The 23,983-nt window shown below is 63.6% G+C and carries 20 protein-coding genes and 1 pseudogene; 4 read left to right on the top strand and 17 right to left on the bottom strand.

Annotated elements, in window-relative coordinates:
- A pseudogene (locus CFB39_RS37440) lies at positions 1 to 1,122 on the bottom strand (RHS repeat protein); the annotation flags it as partial.
- An 825-nt stretch (positions 1,123 to 1,947) separates the two neighbouring features.
- On the opposite strand from CFB39_RS37440, the gene CFB39_RS37435 reads away from it, so the two are divergent.
- On the top strand, positions 1,948 to 2,814 hold the full coding sequence (locus CFB39_RS37435; RefSeq protein WP_089476815.1) for a DUF2071 domain-containing protein: 867 nt from the start codon (positions 1,948 to 1,950) through the stop codon (positions 2,812 to 2,814).
- A gap of 8 nt (positions 2,815 to 2,822) precedes the next feature.
- Here the strand turns inward: CFB39_RS37435 and CFB39_RS37430 are convergent, their stop codons facing one another.
- Positions 2,823 to 3,770, bottom strand: coding sequence for an ATP-binding protein (locus CFB39_RS37430; RefSeq protein ID WP_373452771.1), 948 nt, complete (start codon positions 3,768 to 3,770; stop codon positions 2,823 to 2,825).
- A 26-nt stretch (positions 3,771 to 3,796) separates the two neighbouring features.
- Positions 3,797 to 4,705 (bottom strand): DMT family transporter, encoded by a 909-nt coding sequence (locus tag CFB39_RS37425; protein WP_089476813.1) that lies wholly within the window; start codon positions 4,703 to 4,705, stop codon positions 3,797 to 3,799.
- Positions 4,706 to 4,795: 90 nt separating this feature from the next.
- Here CFB39_RS37425 and CFB39_RS37420 point away from each other — a divergent pair, with 90 nt between their 5' ends.
- The gene (locus CFB39_RS37420) at positions 4,796 to 5,596 is read left to right on the top strand and encodes a helix-turn-helix transcriptional regulator (RefSeq protein WP_089429498.1); all 801 of its coding nucleotides are present in this window, start codon (positions 4,796 to 4,798) and stop codon (positions 5,594 to 5,596) included.
- Positions 5,597 to 5,671: 75 nt separating this feature from the next.
- Here CFB39_RS37420 and CFB39_RS37415 read toward each other — a convergent pair whose 3' ends face one another.
- Together CFB39_RS37415 and CFB39_RS37410 are read right to left on the bottom strand one after the other, a co-directional pair.
- Entirely contained in the window at positions 5,672 to 6,157 is a 486-nt protein-coding gene (locus tag CFB39_RS37415) for a DUF1772 domain-containing protein (protein ID WP_089476812.1), read from the bottom strand.
- Positions 6,154 to 6,984, bottom strand: a complete 831-nt coding sequence (locus tag CFB39_RS37410; protein WP_089476811.1) for an NmrA family transcriptional regulator — start codon at positions 6,982 to 6,984, stop codon at positions 6,154 to 6,156. The genes CFB39_RS37415 and CFB39_RS37410 overlap by 4 nt, the downstream gene beginning before the upstream one ends.
- 94 nt (positions 6,985 to 7,078) lie before the next feature.
- On the opposite strand from CFB39_RS37410, the gene CFB39_RS37405 reads away from it, so the two are divergent.
- Entirely contained in the window at positions 7,079 to 7,750 is a 672-nt protein-coding gene (locus CFB39_RS37405; RefSeq protein WP_089476810.1) for a TetR family transcriptional regulator, read from the top strand.
- Between the two features lie 90 nt (positions 7,751 to 7,840).
- Here the strand turns inward: CFB39_RS37405 and CFB39_RS39940 are convergent, their stop codons facing one another.
- The 9 genes from CFB39_RS39940 to CFB39_RS39930 all read right to left on the bottom strand — a co-directional run bounded on the left by CFB39_RS39940 (position 7,841) and on the right by CFB39_RS39930 (position 17,197).
- Entirely contained in the window at positions 7,841 to 8,077 is a 237-nt protein-coding gene (locus CFB39_RS39940) for a hypothetical protein (protein ID WP_144030378.1), read from the bottom strand.
- A gap of 28 nt (positions 8,078 to 8,105) precedes the next feature.
- Complete coding sequence (locus CFB39_RS37400; protein ID WP_373452768.1) at positions 8,106 to 10,049, bottom strand: collagenase; 1,944 nt, start codon at positions 10,047 to 10,049, stop codon at positions 8,106 to 8,108.
- 263 nt (positions 10,050 to 10,312) lie between these two features.
- A complete protein-coding gene (locus CFB39_RS37395) occupies positions 10,313 to 11,167 on the bottom strand; it encodes a 3-hydroxybutyryl-CoA dehydrogenase (RefSeq protein WP_089429495.1) in 855 nt (284 codons plus the stop codon).
- A 38-nt stretch (positions 11,168 to 11,205) separates the two neighbouring features.
- Positions 11,206 to 12,399, bottom strand: a complete 1,194-nt coding sequence (bktB, locus tag CFB39_RS37390) for a beta-ketothiolase BktB (RefSeq protein WP_089476809.1) — start codon at positions 12,397 to 12,399, stop codon at positions 11,206 to 11,208.
- Positions 12,400 to 12,447: 48 nt separating this feature from the next.
- On the bottom strand, positions 12,448 to 14,076 hold the full coding sequence (locus CFB39_RS37385) for an electron transfer flavoprotein-ubiquinone oxidoreductase (RefSeq protein ID WP_373452770.1): 1,629 nt from the start codon (positions 14,074 to 14,076) through the stop codon (positions 12,448 to 12,450).
- A gap of 80 nt (positions 14,077 to 14,156) precedes the next feature.
- Complete coding sequence (locus tag CFB39_RS37380) at positions 14,157 to 15,947, bottom strand: acyl-CoA dehydrogenase (protein WP_089429492.1); 1,791 nt, start codon at positions 15,945 to 15,947, stop codon at positions 14,157 to 14,159.
- A gap of 313 nt (positions 15,948 to 16,260) precedes the next feature.
- On the bottom strand, positions 16,261 to 16,581 hold the full coding sequence (locus CFB39_RS41310) for an HAD hydrolase-like protein (protein WP_144030377.1): 321 nt from the start codon (positions 16,579 to 16,581) through the stop codon (positions 16,261 to 16,263).
- The gene (locus CFB39_RS37375; protein ID WP_089476807.1) at positions 16,578 to 16,856 is read right to left on the bottom strand and encodes a hypothetical protein; all 279 of its coding nucleotides are present in this window, start codon (positions 16,854 to 16,856) and stop codon (positions 16,578 to 16,580) included. The genes CFB39_RS41310 and CFB39_RS37375 overlap by 4 nt, the downstream gene beginning before the upstream one ends.
- Before the next feature lie 26 nt (positions 16,857 to 16,882).
- Positions 16,883 to 17,197 (bottom strand): hypothetical protein, encoded by a 315-nt coding sequence (locus CFB39_RS39930; RefSeq protein ID WP_144030376.1) that lies wholly within the window; start codon positions 17,195 to 17,197, stop codon positions 16,883 to 16,885.
- 295 nt (positions 17,198 to 17,492) lie between these two features.
- Between CFB39_RS39930 and CFB39_RS39925 the strand changes: the two genes are divergently transcribed.
- On the top strand, positions 17,493 to 17,972 hold the full coding sequence (locus CFB39_RS39925; protein WP_144030375.1) for an MFS transporter: 480 nt from the start codon (positions 17,493 to 17,495) through the stop codon (positions 17,970 to 17,972).
- 367 nt (positions 17,973 to 18,339) lie between these two features.
- Here CFB39_RS39925 and CFB39_RS37365 read toward each other — a convergent pair whose 3' ends face one another.
- The 3 genes from CFB39_RS37365 to CFB39_RS37355 form a co-directional block, all read right to left on the bottom strand.
- On the bottom strand, positions 18,340 to 20,163 hold the full coding sequence (locus tag CFB39_RS37365; RefSeq protein WP_089476805.1) for a DUF262 domain-containing protein: 1,824 nt from the start codon (positions 20,161 to 20,163) through the stop codon (positions 18,340 to 18,342).
- Between the two features lie 471 nt (positions 20,164 to 20,634).
- Complete coding sequence (locus tag CFB39_RS37360; protein ID WP_089476804.1) at positions 20,635 to 21,549, bottom strand: S9 family peptidase; 915 nt, start codon at positions 21,547 to 21,549, stop codon at positions 20,635 to 20,637.
- A 150-nt stretch (positions 21,550 to 21,699) separates the two neighbouring features.
- Positions 21,700 to 23,952, bottom strand: a complete 2,253-nt coding sequence (locus CFB39_RS37355) for a TonB-dependent siderophore receptor (protein WP_256991556.1) — start codon at positions 23,950 to 23,952, stop codon at positions 21,700 to 21,702.
- Between the last annotated feature and the right edge of the window lie 31 nt (positions 23,953 to 23,983).

The following is a 23,983-nucleotide window of genomic DNA, read 5'->3' as shown; positions in this document are numbered from 1 at the left end:
GTGATCGATACGCTCGGCGCCGCGTGCGAAGCTGATACTGCCGATGGTCCCTGCACACTCCTTGCAGCCGCCATCCTGTCTGGCTCCCGCCTGCACGGGAATACCGTCGACGGCGCCCTGGCCATGGTTTTTGGAAGCCTGACCACGCCTGTTTTCAGGGACGTTGGCGCCCTGGCCCTTGCGGGCATGCTTCTTTCGAGAGGCTTGAACCACCGCCAGCAGCAAGGTCAGCAGTTTGGCGATTGCACCGATGCGTGGATCGGCGAGTGTGACCAGTGCCCTCTTGCACATCCCGGCGAGTTCTCGAATTTTCCGGTCGACGTCAGCGGCCATCTGCTCCCGCTGCTGTTTGGTCGTGGTGACGTTCACCACCTCGTTGGAGACCGTTTCAACACTCGCCTTGATCGCGTGATACATCGACCAAAGCCCCTTCTTGAGGCTGGCCTCCGGGTCGCGGACAAAAATCTCCGCGGCCTGAGTCGCCTCCTTGGCCGCCAACGCCGCATTGCCGTCTGCGTTCAACTGACCCAACGCCGCCTTCTTCATGCCGTGGGCCATGTCCAGCAGCATTTTTTCCAGCAACTCGCCCGCGTCCTTGAGCATCGCGTCCAGTCGAACCTGCGCCTCCTGCACGAATTTTTCCAGGTCCCCGACGATGGTCGCATTCAGATGCGACGCCAGCAGCCCGACCAGCACGTCGTTGGCTTCGACTTTCACCGCACCCTTTGCCGCCGCTTTCAACTGGACTGCCAGCTCACGGCGCGCCTCTACCAGCATCGGCCTGAGGCTCATGCGAGCCGCTGCCAGAGTCGGCGGTACAGGAATGACGCCGATCAGGTCAATACCGATGTCCACCCAGTCCATCGCATCGGCATTCGGCTTGCCGTACAACGCCTTCACGCCCAGCGCCACGCTCACCAGGGCAATGACGTTACCGATCACCGGCAGCCCCTGCGCGACGTTACTCACCCGTTCCAGTGTGACGACGCCGCCGCTGATCTCCCGCAGCCACTGATCAAACTTGCGTGAGGCGGCAGCAATGTCTTCCGGGTGAATGGTGTTCAGCGGTGCGACAGCCAACTGCGGGGGACGGGGAGCGACAGCAGTCGAAGATCCGGTCATGGCGAGAAATCGAGAAGAAATTCAGGAATTGGGGGGAATGCGATGCGGAAGCCGGCGGCGAAGCGCGCCCGCTATACGAAACCGGGGGTACGCACGTCGGGCGTGGTCGGTCCGGCGCACTCGAAATGATCAGATCGGTACCAAGCAGCTTTTCGGACCAGACACGATCACGCTCCTTGTAGACGGATAGCGCCGGCACGCTCAGCGTACTGAGCTCGAGCGCGACCGCAGAAAGCTTGTCAAGTGTTTCATCGCCAAGAGGTTTGATCGGCAGAAGAATCAGCTGCCCGGCAAATTCGGGTAGCGCAACGCCGGATATCGACACAACACGGGACTGCGCGGGTGAATACATGACTTCCTCGTCTCGGCTAGCGCACAGCTCCGGCTCCTTTCACCGGGGCGCAATCGGCGAATTTGCGCTGATTCTCCAATCTCGATTGAAACAACGCAGATGCTGGAGCAGACAACGTTCGTTCCCAGCGCGGCTTCCTTCAATCCCATTCCGCGAAACACGACCGTCCGCAATGGAAGGCATGCTATCCGCAAAGACCATCTCAAAAAATACTCGGCAGAATGACGAGTCGAGATGCAAAGTTGCACCCGTGCGCCACCTTTCAAGATAAATATCGCTATCCCGAACATAGATATAAGTGGCTACTGAACCGAAGCGCTTCGAGATTCGCGCGCGTCGCGCGGAAGTCTTCGCGAATCCCGAGAAGCGCACCACGATGCCGAACTTTCGGGCGCGCCTCGGCGACGACATAAACCGGCCATTTCGACGAGCGCGAACAGCACCTCTTCCCCTCGCCCCGCGCCACCGGCACAATGCCGCTCATGCTCCAGGACAACGCCTTCGTTTCCCCGTCCGCCGGCCCCGTCGGCCGCCTCGTCAACCGGCTCGTCGCGAGTCGCCCGCTGCTGCGCACACGCCGCGCGCTGCTGTCGCGCCTACCATTCCTGCAGCTCGCGAGCGAGGTCGAGAACGTCGTGTACTGCACGTGGCTCGTCGATGTCGCGGCGGTCGCGCATCTGGTGCCGCACGGCGTCACGCTCGCGAGCCGCGACGGCCGCACGCCGTTCACGATCCTCACCTATGCGCACCGCCATTTCGGCCCGCGTATCGCGGGCCCGCTGCGGCGCGTATTCCCGTCGCCGTTGCAAAGCAACTGGCGGCTTTACGTCGATGCGCTGCCGGGTGGTGTGCCGGCCGATCGCACGGTGCTGTTCGTCAAGAACGTGTTTGACCATCCGCTCTATGCACTCGGCAGCCGACTCTTCAGCGATGCGCTGCCGTCGCATCTCGCCGAGCGCTTCACGCATGCAGTGCAGGATGGACGGTATCGGACGCGGCTGTCGGGCGGTAGCGGGAGCGCGCCCGATTTTCATTGCTCGGCGGCGATGTCGGATGACGCCACGCTACCCGAGGCATTCGCGCCGTTCTTCGAAAGCTGGCGCGACGCCGTCGCTTACCTGTCGCTGCAGCACGCGGCCGTCGCGCATGTCGCGGACTGCGACCGCCTCGCGCATGCGTCGATCGACCTGCCGATCGATGTCGACGCGGTTCGGCCGCTGAAACCGGTCGAACCGGTGGGCGGCGGCGAATTCCTCGCGCGCATCGGCGCGACCGGCGAACCGCTGTGCTTCGTCGTGCCGGACGTCGCGTTCAGGGTGTTGTCGGAGCGGGTCTTGTAACGCCCCACTCAACCCGCTCGCAATGCGCGGGCGCTTTCATCCGCGTCACCTTCGTCCGCCATCCGCCCGATGTAATCCCGCACGAACTGCACGGCAATCCGCCCCGACCGCGCACCGCGTTCCAGCGCCCACTGCAGCGCCGGTTCGCGCGCCGCACGAATCTGCTCCGTATCGAACCCGGCTTCGCTCAGCCGGCTGTCGACCACCGCCAGATACGCGTCCTGCGTGAACCCGTAAAACGTCACCCAGATCCCGAATCGCTCGGACAACGAAATCTTCTCCTCCACCGCGTCACCCGGATGCAGCTCGCCGTTCTCCGCGCGCGACACGTTCGCGTTGTCGCTCGCCTGCTCGGGCATCAGGTGGCGGCGATTGGACGTCGCGTACACCAGCACGTTCGACAGGTCGCTCGCGACCGAGCCGTCGAGCACCGTCTTCAGTTCCTTGTAGCCGGTCTCGCCCGCCTCGAACGACAGGTCGTCGCAGAACACGATATATCGTTCCGGCCGCGCCCGCACCAGCTCGACGATCGCCGGCAGGTCGCTCAACTGCTCCTTGCCGACCTCGATCAGCCGCAGCCCGTGCGGCGCGAACGCGTGCAGGCACGCCTTCACGATCGACGACTTCCCGGTGCCGCGCGCGCCGGTCAACAGCACGTGATTGGCCGCGAAGCCGCGCACGAACTGCCGCGTGTTCCGCTCGACGATCGCCACCTGCCGCTCGACGTTGCGCAGCGCATCGAACGCGATGAGCGCGGGCGCCGCGACCGGTTCGAGCGGCGCCGCTCGCGGCCCGCCGTCGAAGCCGCGCCAGCGGAATGCAACGGCCGCGTCGAAGTCGACGGGTGCCGGCTGGCCGGTGCCCGCCAGTGCTTCGAGCGCGATCGCGATCCGTTCGAGCTGCTGCGCGAGCGCGGGGCCCTCCACGGATGCAAGCGCGTCCGGCAGCGCGGCCATCAGGTGCTGCATGTCGCGATCGCCGCTCATTGCCGCGCCCCTTGCGATGCGCTCGCCTGGAACGGAAACCGCTGCGCGATCGCCACGCCGACGAGCGCCACGCCGCCGCCGATCAGGTGATACAGCTTCAGCGATTCGCCGAGCAGCACGATCGCGCCGCCGGCGGTCATCACCGGCAGCAGGTTCATGAACATCGCGCACCGGCTCGGGCCGAGCAGCCGCACGCCCTGCATCCACAGATACGGCAGCACCACCGACGCCAGCACCCCGGCATACAGGATCAGCGGCACGCTCGCACGCGTCGGCCACGCCGCCTGCGCGGGCAAGCGCAGCAGCATCGGCACCATGAAGACGAGCGCGGCGAGCGCCTGCACGTAGGTCGACTGCCACGCCGGCAGCGCACCGATGCGCCAGCGCTTGAGCAGCACACCGTACAGCGCATAGGCGGCCGACGCGGCCAGCATCAGCAGGTCGCCCGTATGCACGCCGCGCGCGGCGATCGTCGTCGGGTGCCCTTCGGCAATCAGGTAGACGACGCCCGCGAGCGACAGCACCCCGCCGCCGATCATGCCGACGCTGGGCGGATCACCGAGCAGCAGCGAGCTGAGCGCCATCGTCATCAGCGGCACGAGCGCCGTGATGATCGCCATGTTGGTCGCGCTGGTCGTTTTCGCGGCCTCGTAGGACAGGCTCTGGAACAGCGCCATCGCGAGAAAGCCGAGCACTACAAGCTTCGGCAAGTGCGCGACGAGCGCGGCGCGATTGCGCCACGCGGGGCGCAGCGTGAACACGCTCATCAGCGCGACGGCGAGCAGCAGCCGGTAGAAGGTGATCGCCGACGGGTCGATCGTCGACGCCGACAGTTTCGACACGACCACGTTGCCGGCCCACAGCGCGATCGCGCAGAAGGGAAACAGAAAAGGAGACTTGTTCATCGCATTCGACGGATTAATATCCTGGCAGGGGGTTGGCGTGGATGGGAACGCCATCGTGCCCGCCCGTCCACCTGCCTGTCTCACGCCAAAATGTCACGACTTGTCGCCAATCGGACACTCGAGTCCACTCCGCCCGGTGCCCACCTGCGCTTCGAATCGACGCCGATGCCCGTCTCGGCGATGGCGGCGACGTACGCGCACGGCACGTCGATCGCGCCGCACCGGCATCGCCGCGCGCAGCTGCTCTATGCGATCGAGGGCGTGATGCACGTGCAGTCCGAAGGCGCGTCGTGGGTCGTGCCGCCGACGCGCGGCGTGTGGCTCGAAGCCGGTCTCGACCACACGGTGCAGATGAGCGGCGACGTGCAGATGCGCACCGTGTTCGTCGAGCCGGGCGCGGTCGAGCACCTGCCCGCGCGGAGCTGCGTCGTGGAAGTGCATCCGCTGCTGCGCGAGCTGATCCTCGCCGCGGTGGACGTGCCGCTCGACTATGCGCCGGGCTCGCGCCACGACCACCTGATGCACCTGCTGCTCGCCGAGGTGACGGTCGCGCCGCTGCTGCCGCTGTACCTGCCGTGGCCGCACGACCCGCGCCTGCGCACGATCTGCGACGCGCTCGTCGCCGCGCCCGACGACCTGCGCACGATCGCCGAATGGGCCGACCGGCTCGGGCTGTCGGTCCGCACGCTCCATCGCGCGTTCCGGCGCGAGACGGGGCTCAGCTTCCGCCGCTGGCGCGAACAGGCGCGGCTGCTGCTCGCGCTCAAGCGCCTCGCGCACGGCGAGAAGGTACTGACCGTCGCGATGGATCACGGCTACAGCAGCCAGAGCGCGTTCTCCGCGATGTTCAAGCGGCATTTCGGCGTGTCGCCGTCGGCGTTTTATGCGTAGGGCAGGTTCTTGTGCGGCGCGTTCGTCGAATGCCGGTTGCCCGCACAGGCCGCGCCCACCGCATGACGCCCGCCGCTAGCGCGCCGCGATCCCCCCGATGAAGCACACGCACGCGGCGGCCGACGCCACCGTGCGCACGTGATTCCACATCGTCCAGTCGTGCACGTAACGCGTCCACAGCGCCGCGCCCTGCGCGGTCGACGGATCGGCCGCGGCGAGCGCATCGTTGAGCGGCACGTTGACGGCCATCGTCACCGCGAACATCCCGACCACGTACAGCACGCCGCCGGCGACCGCCAGCATCGCGCCCGGCTGCTCGCGATCGAACAGCGCGAGCACGACTAGGGCAAGCGCCATCAGCGTCGTGACGAGGAACAGCGGCATGAACGGCGAGCGCACGATGTCGACGTTGATCGCGTTCATCGCGGCCACGCCGGCCTGCGGCGCGATCCGTCCGAGCGACGTCATCACGAACGTCGAGAACGCGAAATACACGCCGGCCATCAGCCCGCAGCCGATGGCCGAGCCCCACAGCAAGGCGGCGGTCGCGAACGCGATCATGATCGTGCGCTCCACACGCCGGTGGCGGCCGTCGCGCGCGCATAGTCGGCGAAATCGCGCGCCGGCCGCCCGAGCGTCGCTTCGATACCGTGCGTCACCGCGCTGTTGCGCCCGTCGAGCACCACGCCGAACAGATCGTCGAGCAGCGCGACGACCGGCTCCGGCACGCCCGCCTCGCGCAATCCGGCGACGAACGCATCGGCCTGAATCTCGCGATAGACGACCGGCCGGCCAGCAGCCCGTGCGATTTCGGCGACCGCTTCGGCGAACGTCAGCGCGCGCGGCCCCGTGACCTCGATCACGCGGTTCGCGAAGCGCGCATCGGTGAGCGCGGCCACGGCGACGTCCGCGATGTCGTCCGCGTCGACGAACGGCTCGCGCACCGCGCCGGCCGGCAGCGCGACTTCACCGGCCAGCACGCCGTCGATCAGGTAGCCCTCGGAGAAGTTCTGGTTGAACCAGCTCGCGCGCACCACGCCCCAACCCACGCCCGACGCCTGCAGCGCGGCCTCGGCGGCCTGCGCGCGGGGCTCGCCGCGCCCGGACAGCAGCACGACCCGCTCGACACCGCGCTCCCGCGCAAGCCGCGCGAATGCGGCGATCACATCCACCGCGCCTTCGACGGCCAGGTCGGGCTGATAGGTCACGTACGCGGCCGACACACCGTCGAGCGCGACCGGCCACGTGTCGGACGCCGTCCAGTCGAAGCGGACGGCCGACGTGCGCGACACGGGGCGGGTCGCGATGCCGCGCGCACGCAGCCGGGCATCGACGCGGGCGCCCGTCTTGCCCGAACCGCCGACGATGAGGGTGGGAAGTGCCGACATGACCGTCTCCTTTGGCTAAAATGCGAGAATTTCTCGCGTTTCTAAAACACGATAGACTCTCGCATTAGCAACGTCAAGTTTTTCTGGAGGCGGCATGGGCCGACAAAAATCGGGGCAGAACGACGGGCCCGCAACAACGGCGGACACGGCGGATGCGCCGGCGCGCGCGCGGCTGGTGCCGACGCAGCAGCGCAGCCGCGAGCGGTTCGAGCGCATCCTCGCGTGCGCGTCGGAAGTGATGATCGAGAAAGGCTGCGATGCGTTCCGGATGAGCGACATCGTCGAACGCACGGGCATCTCGTTCGGCTCGCTGTACCAGTACTTTCCGGACAAGGCGGCCGTGATCGGCACGCTTGCGGAGCGCTACAACGAAGCCGGACACGTCTGCGTGCGACGCGACCTCGCGACGATGCAGACGCTCGACGACCTGCACGCCACGCTCGCCCGCATCACGGACAGCTACTACCGGATGTTCGTCGACGAGCCGCTGATGCGCGACATCTGGCGGGCCACGCAGGCCGACCGCGCGCTGCAGGCACTCGACCGGGCAGACGGTGAGTTTCTGGCGGGGTTGTTCGCGGATGCGCTGGGCGAAGTGGCGCCCGATATTCCGCATGCGCAACGGAGCACATTCGCCGAGCTGATGATGATCCAGATCGCGGCGGCCGTGCGCCATGCGATCACACTGCCGCCGAAGGCGGCGCAGCAGATTCTCGCGATGTTCAAGCGTGCGCTGCCGCGCGATCTGTCGGTGCTGGGCGCGTAGTCGTGTCCAACGCAGTACGCGGCCGGTACCGACTTCACGCCGCGCCTGCCGGATACGCGTTCCGCCGGCGGCAAGCAAGCCCGACCTTCGTCACTGCATGACGGGCGGATGGTAGCTGAGCGTGCTCGCAAGCGCCCAGAGCATGAAGATCACCAGCGGCAAATGCACCACCAGCTGCGTGAACGTGAACCCGACGATGGAAGAAAGGCGCGCGATAGACGCGCGCGATGCCGACGGCGCGTGACTGACATCGGAGCAGCGCAACCGTTCGCGCAAGCCAGCGCGGAGCACCCGGGCAGAACGGAGGTGACGATCGAAGGCCGGCATCCGATCACGCGGCGCCGGCCCGTGCCGGTCAGCGCTTCGCCGGCACCGGCGGCTCGCCCGCCGTCGTCGCGCTGCGCGCCCAGTCGGCGAACTCGGTATCGTAGCGATTGCCGATGTAAGCGACATGGTTTGCGTACCCGTCGTAATCGCCCACCCGGAAGCGTGACACGATCGTGTCGACGTCCGCGCGATGGCGCTCGAACATGAAGCGCGTCGCCATGTAGCCCCACCGGTACGCGCGCGTGACGTAGTCGCTCGACGTGTAACGCGTGCCGAGCACGTCCGAGAACCGGTACGCGCCCGTGCGCACCGCGTCGATCGACTCCGGGTTGTCGTTCTTTCTCGACAGATACTCGGCGACACCTTCGATCCACCACACGGTCGGCTTCGCGGTGCTCACCGAGAAGTCGCCCGCCATGTCGTAGCGGCCGTCGAGATAGTGCGTGAACTCGTGCTCGAGATTCCACACCTTGAACTCGGGCCGCAGCCACGATGCCTCGTGCGCGATGAAGCGCGCCTGATTGCCCGGCGCGGACGGATCGCCCTCGAGATACATGCCGCCGTTGTCGGTGCTGATGCCGTAGATCACCGACGCGTATTTTCGATAGTTCGCGTAGTCATCGAAAATGACGAGTTCGATCGTGTCGTTGCGATCGCCCGCGACCGGCTTGCGCCCGGTCTTCATCATCCGGTGGAAGTAGTCGTCCTGCCGCGCGACCGCCGTGCAGACCGACTGCAGCTGCGGCATCGTCATGTCCTGCGCGAGAATGCGCACGCCCGCATTGCATGCGTAGCGATGCGAGAGCACCGCGTCGGTCAGCCGCTTCTTGTAGTCGCACGTGCCGTAGTCCGCGCAGTTGCCCGAATCGCCGTAGTCGACCGCTTCCGCCGCCGCGAGCCAGAGGTCGCTGTCCGCGCCCGTCATGCTCGTCGACGCCAGCATGTCCTGGATCATTTTCTTCACACGCGGCTTCTGCGTCGGATAACGGAGGAAGCGAAACGTTTCGCGCGCCGCGTCGGCCAGTTGATAGGCGGCGCTCGTGTTCGACAGGCTCGCGCGGTTCGCGGTGACGAAGCGGTTGAGCGTCTCCGGGAGCGTCGCATCGCTGTCGAGCATCGGTTGCGCGCCGCTGCGCTGGTGCGCGTAGAAGAACACCGTGAGCAAGCCGGTGAAGCCGCCCGCCGCACTGCGCTGCAGCAACGGCGCCGCTGCCTGCGGATTCGCCGCGCTCACGGTGTAGGACGCGATGCGGTTCTTCAGCGTCGGCAGGTAGTACGCTTCGTCCCGCATGTTCGTGATGAGCTTCATCAGCTCGTTCGCGGTGCTCGGCGCACGCGAATTGTCGCGATAGAGCGCATCACCCTCCAGGCTTTGCTTGATATACGGGCGCAGCGACACCGCGAGATTCGGAATCGGGTTCGTGATGGCCGATACATCATATTGGTAATAAGCGGCACGCAGATAAATCAGCAAATTGACCAGGATCAAATTGCTCGCATCGTATTGATAGATTTCCTGCACGAAACGACCCGCGACAGCGTGTACGTTTTCGGCATTGAATATCTGCGTAGCCTGCGCTTTATCGACCGAGAACAGGCCGTAATGGCATTCGTAATCGGGAAGATTCGCGATGTAATCGGCGAGTGCCGCCCCGCGATACTGGGTCATCACCGACATGTCGCGGCAATCGGCGCCCGACGTGCTGCGCTTGCTGCGCGTGGCCGGCTGCTTGAGCGGCGAGGGCCGGGTCAGCGCCGCGCGATCCTGTTCGCTGAGCGGCAGGTTGTACTGCGCCTGCTCGGGCGACACCGGCAGATTCTGCGGCACGCGAGGCATGCGCGCCTGCCTGGGTTGCGTCTGCTGCGCCGGCTCGGTATTGGCCGATGCGGCGCCGGCCAGTCCGGCGAATACCGACCACGCGACGATGGCCGACCAGCGGCATCTTTTTTGAAGCCCCTCGTTTATTGCCACTTTATTTTCTCTCGGTTGTTTTTGGGCAATCACGATATAACATTACATATTGAAACGTCAATTTAATCGATATGAAAGATAACTCCACGTTAATTGACTTAATTATTTAACGATTAAAATCGATTTTCGAAATAATCCAACCAGCAGACAGTATTCGGCGAGCCACTTCCAAAAATGAAAAACGCGGGTGGCGAGCCGCACCGGATGAATTACACCATCCGGCACGACTCACCACCCGCGTTGAAGCCTTTCCAGCCTTCTGCTTACTTGCTGTAGTCGTACACCCCACGCCCCGTCTTCCGCCCGAGCCTGCCGGCCGTCACCATCTCGCGCAGCAGCGGGCATGCACGATACTTCGGATCGCCGAAGTCCTTCACGAACACGTCCATCACCGCGAGGCACACGTCGAGGCCGACGAGGTCGGCCAGCGCGAGCGGGCCGATCGGGTGGTTCGCGCCGAGCTTCATCCCCGCGTCGATCTCCTCGGCCGACGCGATGCCTTCCGCCAGCACGAAGAACGCCTCGTTGATCATCGGCACGAGAATCCGGTTCACGACGAAGCCCGGCGAATTGCGCACGCCGATCGGCGACTTGTCGAAACGCTCGGTCAGCTCGCGCACCGCCGACGCGGTCGCGTCACTCGTCTGCAGCCCGCGGATGATCTCGACGAGCGGCATCAGCGGCACCGGGTTGAAGAAGTGCATGCCGACGAAGCGCGCCGGATCGGCGAGCGGCGCCGCGAGCGCGGTGATCGAGATCGACGACGTGTTGGTCGCGATGATCGCTTCAGGCCGCGCGACGGCCTCGATCTGCTTCAGGATGCGGCCCTTCAGCTCGACGTTCTCGGTCGCCGCTTCGATCACGATATCGGCCGCTGCGAGCTTCGCGTAGTCGGTCGACGTCGTGATGCGCGCAAGCGCCGCATCGCGCGTGGCGGCGTCGAGCTTGTCCTTCGACACGAGCCGCTCGAGGCTGCCCTTCAGCGTCGCGATGCCCTTCTCGAGCGCCGCGTCGCTGACGTCGATCATCACGACGTTGAGACCCGCAACGGCGGCGGTCTGCGCGATGCCGTTGCCCATGGTTCCGGCGCCCACGACGCCGACGATTTCGATGGCCATGAAATTTCCTGTGTGTTCGGGTGCTGAGCGTTCGATTATCAGATGTTCTCGAAGATCGCAGCAATCCCCTGGCCGCCGCCGATACACATCGTCACGAGCGCGTAACGCCCGCCGATGCGCTTCAGCTCGTACAGCGCCTTGACCGTGATCAGCGCGCCGGTCGCACCGATCGGGTGGCCGAGCGAGATGCCCGAGCCGTTCGGGTTGACCTTCGCCGGATCGAGGCCGAGTTCCTGCGTGACCGCGCATGCCTGGGCCGCGAACGCCTCGTTCGCCTCGATCACGTCGAGATCGCTGATCTTCAGGCCCGCGCGTTCGAGCGCCTTCTGCGTGGCCGGCACCGGGCCGATGCCCATGTACGCCGGATCGACACCCGCGTGCGCATATGCGACGAGGCGGGCGAGCGGCTTCACGCCCTGCGCGCGCGCGGCGTCCGCGCTCATCATCAGCACGGCCGCGGCCGCATCGTTGATGCCCGATGCGTTGCCGGCCGTCACGGTGCCGTTCTCCTTCTGGAACACCGGCTTCAGCTTCGTGAAATCATCCGCGCTGGCTTCGAGGCGCACGTGCTCGTCCGTGTCGAACGCCACTTCACCCTTCTTCGTGCGGATCGAGACCGGCAGGATCTGATCCTTGAAGCGCCCTTCCGCGATCGCGCGCGCCGCGCGACGATGCGATTCGAGCGCCAGCGCATCCTGCGCGTCGCGCGAGATGCCGTACTTCGCCGCGACGTTCTCCGCCGTCACGCCCATGTGGATCGTCTGGAACGGGTCATGCAGCGCGCCGAGCATCATGTCGACGAGCTTGCCGTCACCCATGCGCTGGCCGAAGCGCGCGGCCGGCACGGTGTACGGGGCGCGGCTCATGCTTTCCGAGCCGCCGCCGATCGCGATGTCGGCGTCGCCGAGCATGATCGTCTGCGCGGCCGACACGATCGCCTGCAGGCCCGAACCGCACAGGCGGTTCACGGTCAGTGCGGGCGTGTGCTGCGCCACGCCGCCATTGATCGCCGCGACGCGCGCGAGATACATGTCCTTCGGCTCGGTGTTCACGACGTGCCCGAACACGACATGCCCGACTGCGTCGCCCGGCACGTTCGCACGCGACAGCACTTCGGCGACCACCTTCGCACCGAGGTCGGTCGGCGAGAAATCCTTCAGGCTGCCGCCGAAATCACCGATCGCGGTACGAACACCGCTCACTACCACGACTTCTTTCGCTGCATTGCTCATCGTCTCACTCCGGTTCGTTCGCGCCCGCAGGCGCGGGGATGCGTTACGTTACATGTTCGGGTAATTCGGCCCGCCGCCGCCTTCCGGCGTGACCCACACGATGTTCTGCGTCGGGTCCTTGATGTCGCAGGTCTTGCAGTGCACGCAGTTCTGCGCGTTGATCACCAGGCGATCGCTGCCGTCGTCGTTCTTCACGAACTCATACACGGCCGCCGGGCAGAAACGTGCCTCCGGCCCCGCGTACGTACGCAGGTTCACGTTCACCGGCACGCTCGCATCCTTCAGCGTCAGGTGCGCCGGCTGGTTCTCTTCGTGGTTCGTGTTCGAGATGAATACCGACGAGAGCCGGTCGAACGTCAGCTTGCCGTCCGGCTTCGGATACTCGATCGGCTGGCATTGCGACGCCGGCTTCAACATTTCGTGGTCCGCATGCTTGTGGTGCAGCGTCCACGGCACGTTGCCGCCCATCACCTTCTGCTCGAGCCCGACCATCAGCGTGCCGAGGTACAGCCCCTTGGCCATCCACTGCTTGAAGTTGCGCGCGCGATACAGCTCCGTGTACAGCCACGACTGCTTGAAGGCGTCCGGGTACGCGTTGAGCTCGTCGCTCTGGCGGCCGGCCTGCACCGCGTCGAATGCGGCGTCGGCCGCCAGCATGCCGGTCTTGATCGCCGCGTGGCTGCCCTTGATCCGCGACGCGTTCAGGAAGCCTGCGTCGTCGCCGATCAGCGCGCCGCCCGGGAACACCGTCTTCGGCAGCGACAGCAGCCCGCCGGCCGTGATCGCGCGTGCGCCGTACGACACGCGCTTGCCGCCTTCCAGGAACGCGCGGATCGACGGGTGCGTCTTGTAGCGCTGGAATTCCTCGAACGGCGACAGGTACGGGTTCGTGTAGCCGAGGCCCACCACGAAGCCGACCACGACCTGGTTGTTGTCCATGTGATACAGGAACGAGCCGCCGTACGTATCCGACTTCAGCGGCCAGCCGGCCGTGTGGATCACGAGGCCCGGCTTGTGCTTGGCCGGATCGATCTCCCACAGCTCCTTGATGCCGATCCCGTAGGCCTGCGGATCCGCGTTCGCGTCGAGCTTGAACTTCGAGATCAGCTGGCGGCCGAGGTGGCCGCGGCAACCTTCGGCGAACAGCGTGTACTTCGCGTGCAGCTCCATGCCGAGCTGGAAGTTCTCGGTCGGCTCGCCGTCCTTGCCCACGCCCATGTTGCCGGTCGCGACGCCCTTCACGGAGCCGTCGTCGTTGTACAGGATCTCTGCGGCCGGGAAGCCGGGGAAGATCTCGACACCGAGCGCTTCGGCCTGTGCCCCCAGCCAGCGCGTGACGTTGCCCAGCGAAATGACGTAGTTGCCGTGGTTCTGGAAGTTGGCGGGCAGCGCCCAGTTCGGCGTGGTGACCGCGCTCTTCTCGGACAGGAACAGGAAGCGGTCTTCCGTCACCTCGACGTCGAGCGGTGCACCGCGTTCCTTCCAGTCGGGGAACAGTTCGTTGATCGCGCGCGGGTCCATCACCGCGCCCGACAGGATGTGCGCGCCGATCTCGGAACCTTTCTCGAGCACGCACACGCCGATCTCGGTGCCTTTCTCGGCGGCCAGCTGCTTGAGCCGGATCGCCGCCGACAGCCCGGCGGGGCCGCCGCCAACGATCACGACGTCGTATTCCATCGATTCGCGCGGGCCGTACTGCGCGAGCAAGTCCTGTGTGGTCAAAATCCTGTCTCCTCCTGCGTCCCGACCTTCAGCGGTCAGAACTGGTCTTCCGTCAACGCGAGCACGCCCTCGTTGCCCTTCGTGCCGACGATCGACGCTTCGAATGCGCCTGCCTGCACCAGCACGTGTTCCGCATAGCATTGCGCGATCGCGATCTTCGCATCGAAGAAGGCCGGGTCGCTCGCGCGGTTCGCGTGCGCCGCCACCAGCGCGCGGCCCATCTGCCACCCGCACAGCACCACGCCCGCCAGCTTCAGGTACGGCACGCTGCCCGCGAACACCGCGTTCGGGTCCTGCTTCGCGTTCGCCACCACGTAATCGACCACCGACGACAGCGCCTTCGCGCCCTTCTCCAGCTGCGCCTTCACCGACGCAGCCGCCGCGCCGTCCAGCTTGCCCAGCGCCGCGACCGTGTCGCCGATCTCCGCGATCAGCGCCTTCGCCACCGCGCCGCCGTCGCGCATCGTCTTGCGGCCCACCAGGTCGTTCGCCTGGATTGCCGTCGTGCCTTCATAGATCGCCAGGATACGGGCATCGCGGTAATACTGCGCCGCGCCCGTCTCCTCGATGAAGCCCATCCCGCCGTGCACCTGCACGCCCAGGCTCGCCACGTCGTTCACCATCTCCGTGCTCCAGCCCTTCACGACCGGCACCAGATACTCGTAGATTGCCTGATGACGGGCCCGCGTCGCCTCGTCCGAATGGCGGTGGGCAATGTCGCTGTGCGCGGCGGCCACGTAGGCCAGCGCCCGCGCGCCTTCGGTCAGCGCACGCATCGTGCCGAGCATGCGGCGCACGTCCGGGTGATGGATGATCGTCACCGACTGCTTGGCCGAACCGTCCACCGGGCGGCTCTGCACGCGTTCCTTCGCGAATTCCGCGGCCTTCTGGTAGGCGCGGTCGGCCACGCCGATCCCCTGCATCCCGACGCCGAAGCGCGCCGCGTTCATCATGATGAACATGTATTCGAGGCCGCGGTTTTCCTCGCCGACCAGGTAGCCGATCGCGCCGCCGTGGTCGCCGTACTGCAGCACCGCCGTCGGGCTCGCCTTGATCCCGAGCTTGTGCTCGATCGACACGCAGTGCACGTCGTTGCGTGCGCCGAGCGAGCCGTCGTCGTTGACCATGAACTTCGGCACGATGAACAGCGAGATGCCCTTCACGCCTTCCGGCGCGTTCGGCGTGCGCGCCAGCACCAGGTGGACGATGTTGTCCGCCATGTCGTGCTCGCCCCACGTGATGAAGATCTTCGTGCCGAACACCTTGTACGTGCCGTCGCCCTGCGGCTCGGCGCGCGAGCGCACCAGTGCGAGGTCGGAGCCGGCCTGCGGCTCGGTCAGGTTCATCGTGCCGGTCCATTCGCCCGAGATCAGCTTCGGCACGTAGCGTTGCTTCTGCTCGTCGGTGCCCGCCGTCAGCAGCGCTTCGATCGCGCCGTCGGTGAGCAGCGGACAGAGCGCGAACGACAGGTTCGACGCGTTCAGCATCTCGATGCACGGCGTCGCGATCAGCTTCGGCAGCCCCTGGCCGTCGTATTCGGACGGGTGCTGCAGGCCCTGCCAGCCGCCTTCGACGAACTGGCGGAATGCTTCGCCGAAACCCGGCGTCGCGGTCACGACGCCGTCCTTCCAGCTGCTCGGGTTGCGGTCGCCTTCGACGTTCAGCGGGGCCAGCACCTCGCCGCAGAACTTCGCGGACTCGTCGAGCACGGCCTGCGCCGTGTCGTAACCGGCATCCTCGAAGCCCGGCAACTGCGCAACGGCGTCGATGCCGGCCAGTTCCTTCAGCACGAACAGCATGTCCTTGACGGGGGCGTGATAGCTCATGGTCGATGTTCCAATCAGACGGGGTATGTGGGGCGCTACGGGGCGAGTGGCGGGAAAACCGGCTCAGGCCCGGGCGACGACGTAAGGCATCGTAATCCTAGGGCAGGCGATTCTTATTGTCATATCCGGCCCATGTGGTGACAAAATCGGCCACGGGATTTGGGGGTTGGGCGGGGGAAGGCTGGCTGGGTGGGGGTTTGGGCGGAATCTCGTTTGGCGATTCGGGGGACTGGCGAGCAAACGGTGTGCCGCGTTGGCGGGATGGTGCGGTCGAAGTGGCCAGGTTTGTGCGGTGGGTTACGGGGCTGCGGGTTTACCTTGAGCCGCGATGCGGGCTGCGCGCCGGTAAGCGATTCCGGCGCGAAGTTGGGAAGCACCTGATGTGGAAACTAGCGCGCGGAGGTCGGTGAGTGCTTGGATCCCGCGCGACACACCCGGTAGTGAAGAAAGATCGTCTATGACGTGGGTCGGGGTCGAAAACCGTCCCGAGTGCGACTCTGGATCTGTGCCACCGGTCGCGCCGCGAAAACACCGAAACCATGCCTGCCTGCCGCGCCGGTTCGACATCGTTGTCGAACCGATCGCCGACGTAGGTGATCTGCGACGGATCGAGCCCGTTCGATTCGGCAATCATGGGCTCGAAAAGCGTGTGTCCGGTTTTTCGACACCCCAGGATACGGACGACGCGACGATATCGGCCGGCACGCCGAGTGCGCGGAGCGCGTGTTCCGTTTCGACGGGGTGATTCCCCGCGATGCCGACCGGAGTTCCGGCTTCGCGCAACCGTTTCAGGCAAGGCACGACATCGGCGTAGAGATCTTCCGTGGTCACTGCGAAAACGTTGCCGGTCGACTCGCGCTCCCGGCGCAACGCGGCAAAGTCGACACCGGGTCTCACGAGATCGAACACCCGACGATGATGCTCACCGCACTCAATCACTGCCCGGAGAGACGCGTGAAACGCGAGTCGCGAAACGCGAAACGCGAAACGCCGAGATAGTCGGCCCACTCGCTCCAATCGCGAGTTTCATCGACCAACGTTTCGCTTACGTCGAAGAACACGGCTTTTATGTTCATCGTATGGATCCCGCCTCGGAGAATGAGTTTCCGGTTTTCATCGATTTCGGGAATCATTGGCAAAGAACGGTAATCGACCACAAGAGAACAGTCGATGGCGAAGCCTAAATCAAAGCCAATCGGGCCGCGGCTACACGAGGTGATCGAATTCAGGCGATCCGACCCCGCAGTCAAGCTAGACGGTACTTCTCGAAGAGCTTGAGGCCGAGCGCACGTTTCATCGCGATTCCCTCGCGCGCGCCTGCGTATTTCGAGAGTTTATGAGCAAAATTTCTTATCCCATCTCGAGGCCCCATCCAGCAAATAGTTTACGTAAAATCCAGATGATCGACTCCGTCATGCAACCAACACGCATTCCGATCACCTTGCTCGCCTCTTGGATGCCAAGGTAAAATCAGACGAGCACATGGCGATCGTCACAGTTTAAAATTTAACGTTTATTTTTTAATAAAATAAAAGGCAATATTATATGTTCGAAAACGAAGATCCCGACCCTTGGATTAGAGATTTACTTATTCCTTTGTTTGCAAATGCCGCCATCTGGGCAGTTACTGTTAGCGTTGTTGTTGTGAGCCGGGTGATTGAAAACCCCGCTCTTCTTTTCGGACCATTACCTTCGCACGAAGGTCAAGCATTGCTTGCCCTGGCAGACAGTCGCACTGTATTTTGGCCTGTCCTCGCAGCAGTAGCGCTCTTCTTCATAGCTTGGTTGTTAAGTATTCGCCCGCCCAAAAGAAGAAAAGGTCGCAAGTCTCCACAGTACTTAAAGAGGCAATTTTTTGACGAACTTCGATCTTTCGCTCTCAATGCGGGTTCACTCTCTGCGGCCGCTTGTTACTATGGAAAGAACATTACGCTTCTTTGGCTTGTAGTGCTGTGCTGGTTATTCTGGGTCGTCTTGCAATGGATATGGCTACAAAATCAGCAACACTCCTTTCCTAATTCTTAGCATGATAATATGGTATATTTTATTTTAAAGACCCACGTTCATTTACCTCGCCAAGGTAGAAATCATTGCGCGACAGAGTTCCACTACTACGACCAACTAGCGTCGCGAAAATTCGTGGCGCCGAGCAGGACGCGTGACCATTGATCGATTCAATAGGAAAAAAGTCATAACCACATGTGAATCGGAAATTATCGCTATCCAGAAATCGGATAACGAGAAAACCAAAAAGACAATATTGGGTCGTCTATGTTCGATAAAATCGGAAAATGATCAACCCCAAACTGTCACATGTGATGCTGCGGCCGAACGGCCGCAGCATCACGATCGCAAGCGTCGAAGGCATCGCTGAACGATTAGAAGGGAGATCCTACAGTGGCCAGATAGCACGCGCTTCTTCGAACAGTACTTCGGCACGCTTTGCAATCGCTTTTTCGTCCCAGTCAACGTATGTCTTCAGCGGCAATCGGTTCAGTTCCAGCTTGCTGTGCTCCTCCAGAGCATCACGCTTCGTCTTGACATCGTTGCCGGGCAACTTATTCCATGGTGCATTCGACAAGCTTCCGTTAAGTTTCTGACTTACGAGGGTGAGATTTCCGATTCCTTGTATTACGCGCGCTCGCTCATCCAGACTCTCCCCGGCTTTAAGAGGCCAATGTTCCACCCAGTTCTGGGGCATGATGTGCTCAATCTCGAGTTTCGCAAAATTGAAGGATAAGACCGGCTCAGCCCTGGAATTGCGATGCTGATACGCTTCCTCAATGGCCCGGAGGATCATAACAACGCGATCGCGACGGAACATGCCGTAGAACTTTCTGTTCAACCACTCCCGCTTAAATTCTGAATCGCTGGGCCATCCGTCACCAACTGCAAGATCGCGACGCAGTACGGTAACAACGTCTCCATCATTTGCAACTTGAAGGGATAGCATCAAAGAAGTGACCAGACCACCATAACCTCGCGTCTGATATCCACATATCATGCGTCTAACGAGATAACTTTCAAGCACGATTGCAGCTTCGTCAAGATTCGAGTCTGTAATGCCGGGTCTACCCAGAAGAGCTAGCAGGAGGGGATGGAATACCACAACGTCTAGAGCACGAAGGCGCCGCAAAAATTCGTCGAAACGCGAGCTTCCTTGTGGATCGGAGATGCGCAGATAACGAAGTGCGTCCGCGTGGATCCCTGACATAAGTTTTGGAATGTCGACCTTCTGATCTGGCGAAGCCACCCTCAAACTTTCGACGTGCTGCAGAAACTTGTCGTACAAGTGCTTAGTCGATATCGGCGTCAGCGTCTCTTTCGTCAACCAGTTCTGCAGGAAAGTATCGACCCGAGGTCTCGCAGCGTGTCCGGTACCAACTACCTTGCGCCAATATTCATGGTCCCGATCGAATATTCTCCAGTGTTTCTCATATAGCGCTGAGGCGTCCAGATTTTGACGGTTAGCTTCCCACAGTACCCAGTTCTTGATCAGATCGGCGGGCAAAAGCGGCGTGCCATGCGCATTCAGCGTCTCAAATATCGCTTGGGGCTCGTCGCTATTGTCAAGATCGAGAACGATGACGCGAAGATGATCCTTGAGCGCAGCAGCCAGTCGTTGCACGCGCGGAACGCGTTCGGATTCAGTGAGATAACTTTGGAACGTCTGCCTGAAAAAAGCATATGCTCTTGCCATCTGCGTTACGGGAGCAGAATAGTCGTCTGACGCGGACGAACTCATCACGGCGACGAAAGGAGCACGGTCTTCGTTGGTGGGCCAAACCTTGTACTGCTCTTCTTCCTCAACCCAACCGGGATTGATCGTCAGGGCGGAGATTTGCCGATGAGCAGCTTCCACGGCCCGTTTCGATGCGTCTTCGACGCTTGCAAGGATAGTTTCGAAGGCATGCTCTGCGGCCTTCAACACAATCTGAAGTGTCGTCAGCCTCTGCTGTCCATCGATGACCTCTCGCCTGGGAAGACTGCCTGTCACATTTGGCGTTTGCTCGAGAACGACTGTGCCGAGAAAGTGCCCAGGAATTGCGGATTTGCCGCTTCCGCGCTCGATTCTGTCAAGCAATCCAGAAATATCTTCCCACAGCGGTTGCCACTGGTTCTCCTCATCCCAAACATAAGGACGCTGAAAAAGCGGAACTGTGTGGCGAATACCATGCGCGAAGAGAACTCCAATTGGAATGTACTGTGGTTGCATGCACTTCCTCTTGTCAATTCGTTTACTTTTGAGGAACAGCGTGAGATCAAACCATTAGTTCGGTCCAGCGTCTCCTGCCGAACGATCTGATTCGCGAACAAATCGCTGATTTTCGTAGATCATCGATTTCGACAATTCATTTTACGTGCAACATACCCGAGCCCCAAGGGCGGTCACAGCGAAAGCCATCTTCTTCAATTTCGTCGTCTTGCATTATTGCCGTGACAATTCAGAAAGTCGAGCCCCCGAAGCTGCCAAGCCGCGAGGTCATTATATGGTCCAGCGACACGCAGATTGCGAGGCTTGCGCAGGAAACCCTCCCACTTTGGCTGCACGAGTTTTCCAGCGGTCCCGACATCCAACGTGACGTCTTCTGTTCGACCAACGGTCGAGACCACAACTGGGTGATGCCGGTTCACTGCAGTACGATTCGGTCACCTTTGAATCAAATCGGCCACTTACCCGATCCCCCTACTTCACCACCACCAACGGCCCCACAAACGCCTCAAAGTGCGGCAACCAGATCGGTATCGCCTCCTTAACGGCAAACATCCCGTGCCCGTTCTTGCCAAACGGCGGCTCGACAACCATCTGCCCGCGCCCACCCGCCCCTTGAAACGCGGCAAACCACGTCGCCACGACCTCCGGCGCGAAATACTTGTCGTTCTGCACGTAATGCCACAGCACCGGCACCCGTGTCGTACTCGCGAAATGCCCGATCGTGTCGGCCATCTGCTTCGGATCGCAAGGCATGCCGGGATGAGTCGTCGGGTTCCCCCCACGCCCACCCGAGAAGTTCACGACCGCGACCACCCCGTGCGGCGCGTAGCTCGCCGCCGCCAGCGAAGCAAAGCCGCCCGCCGATTGCCCGACCAGCACGACACGGTTTCGATCCACCTGAGGCAACGTCTGCCCATACCGCACCGCCGCCAACACATCGCGCGCCGCCTGCTGCCCCGCAGCAAGATAATCCGGATGCCGGCACGAACCCGCATCCTCTTCATCGACCCCGCCCGTCGCTCCGTACCCGCGACGGATCGGCACGATGACCGCGAAGCCGAGCTTCACGAACGTCCGGATCTGCGGCAACGCGCGATAGCGGCGCACCTTCGGCCGGTCGCGCGGATCGGGCGGGCTGCCGTGGCTCAGCACGATCAGCGGAAAGGGTCCGGGGCCGTCCGGCATGTAGGTGGTGGCGACGATGTCGCGCGTGCTCGCCCCTTCATCTACAGGAACCTTGACGACGGTTTCATGCAGATCCGGCGCGATGGACGTGTCGTCGACCGCTGTCGCCGCACAGCCGACGACGGAAGCGATCAACGCGCCCGAGGCCAGCACCCGGCACAGATGAACGGCGATCCGGTTTCGGCGAACGACGATGCTCATGGTTGATCTCTCCACGAATCCGCAGCCGACGGCCTACGCAGCCGCGATGCCTACGGCGAAGGCGTCAGTGTATCCGGGCGGCAGTGCGGCCGGGCCAATCGCACGTGCACAGCCCGCACCAGCATCGCAACACCCCCACCCACCGTCCGATCACCACCGGTAACTAACATCCCCCGTCACCATCAACCGCGTGCCATAGAAACACCCACCCGCTGAAAAACACGACGACACATAAGTCCGGTCGAACAGGTTGTTCACATGCGCCGCAACGCGCCATCCCTTCCACGCGGACCTTTCGACTCCAAGGTCATACGACAGCCCGAGATCAAAAAGCACGACAGCCGGCACATCGAACGTATTGACGTTGTCACCCGCGCTGCGCCCCACATAACGCACACCACCACCGACCCTCAACCCGCGCAACCCCGGCCGCTCAACCGCATAGTCCAGCCAAAGCGACGCGAGATGGCGCGGCACCGCCGCCACGCGCTTGCCGACCACGGTCGGATCCGTATCGGCCTGCACCGTCGTATCAAGATAGGTGTACGCAGCAATCACATCCAGTTGCTTCCACACACGCGCCCGCCCTTCCAGCTCGATCCCGCGCGATCGCACCTCGCCCGTCTGCACGCTGAAGAACGGATGCTCCGGATCAGCGGTCAGGACATTGCGCTGGCGAATATCGAACGCCGCGATCGACGCGTTCTGCAGCCGGTCCGGCGACTGATAACGCAACCCGACCTCGAACTGCTTCGCCTTCGTCGGCGTGAACGGCTGACCATCGAAACGCGTGCCGAGCGCCGGCTCGAATGAAGTCGAATAGCTCATGTACGGCGCAAAGCCGCTATCGAACAGATAGACCGCCCCCGCGCGCCCCGTGAACGCCCGCGTACTCTGCCGCACGCTCGCGGACCGCAGCAGGTCGTCGGTCGTCGTGCGTGACCACTCCTCGCGGCCGCCGAGCGTGAACACCCACCGATCCCAACGCACCTGATCCTGCAGATAGACGCCGATCCGGTCAGGCGTCTGCCGCGTCTGCTGCGCGACCGGCGGCACCGCATACGGCTGCCCGTAATCGGGCGCCCGCGTATCGAGCGGCGGCGCCGCGCCGAAGCCCGAGCCGACGAGATTCGCCACCGCATGCTCATACGACAGCCCGGCCAGCACCGTATGCTCGACCGGCCCCGCCATCACGCGCATCTCGGCCTGGTTGTCGAGCGCGAGATGGTTGACGTGCTCGCGCGACCACGACAGCGAACGGTTCAGCACGCCCGACGCCAGATACGGCGCGACGAAATTGACCGCCGCACCCGCGAAGTCGACATCGAGATGTGTATAGCGCACGTTCTGCCGAACCTTCCACGTCGAATTGAAACGATGCTCGAACGCATAGCCGATCATCGCCTGCGTTCGGTCGTACGTATCGAACCCCGGCAGCCCCGGAAAGAAGTGCGTCGGAATCCGCCGTCCCGAATCCGGCCAAAGCGTACCGACGGCCGGCAGCCAGCCCGCGAAGTTGTTGTGCGGATCGCGCTGGAACGACCCCAGCAGCGTGAAACGCGTATCGGCGTTCGGCTGCCACGTCAGCGACGGCGCGACGACGATCCGCTGCTGCCGCGAATAATCGATCTGCTCGTCGGCACGGCGCGCGAGGCCGTCGATCCGGTAGCGCCATGTTCCGTCTTTCGTCACGGGCCCGCTGAAGTCAAATGCAAGCTGCCCGCGATCGCGATCGCGGTTGCCGGTCTGCACGGCGAGCAGGTGCTGCGCATCGCGCGTGGGCCGCTTGCTGACCATGTCGACGATGCCGCCCGGGCTCGCCTGCCCGTACAGCACCGACGCCGGGCCGCGCAGCACGTCGATGCGTTCGAGCGTCCACGGATCGACGACGCTCGCGGCCCAGTTCACGCCTTTCGGCAACGGCAGGCCGTCGAGCATCTGAGGATTGATCGCCGCCGCCGCGAAGCCACCGAAACCGCGCAGGAACACGCTTTCGAGCACGCCCCCGGGGCGCGAATCCGCGTAGGCGCCCGGCGTATAGCGCAGGCTGTCGCCGACGCTGTGCACGTCCTGCCGGTCCATCTGCTCGCGCGTGACGACCGACAGGCCCTGCGGCACCTCGACGATCGCCGTGTCGGTCTTGGTGCCCGCGCGCGACACGTCGGCCGCGATGCCTTGTACGGGGCCGACACCTGTCTCGCGTCGCCCGTCAACGACGATCGGCGCGAGCAGCGAGGCATCCGCCGCGGGTTCGCCCGCCTCCCGCGCATCCTGCGCCGAAGCAACAACCGGCATCGCGGTCGCACAGGCCAGTGCGGCCGCCCAGCCCGGTACGCGCCGCCACGCCGCGCGCGGCAACGGAAATCCTGGCCGCGCACGGCGGCCGGTGTGTGATCGATTCATCTCGGGTTATCCGGAAAGCGGAGACGGACGT

It is taken from the genome of Burkholderia sp. AU6039, assembly GCF_002223365.1.
In the GTDB taxonomy this organism is placed as follows: domain Bacteria; phylum Pseudomonadota; class Gammaproteobacteria; order Burkholderiales; family Burkholderiaceae; genus Burkholderia.
This window is presented reverse-complemented; position numbering and strand designations above follow the sequence as displayed.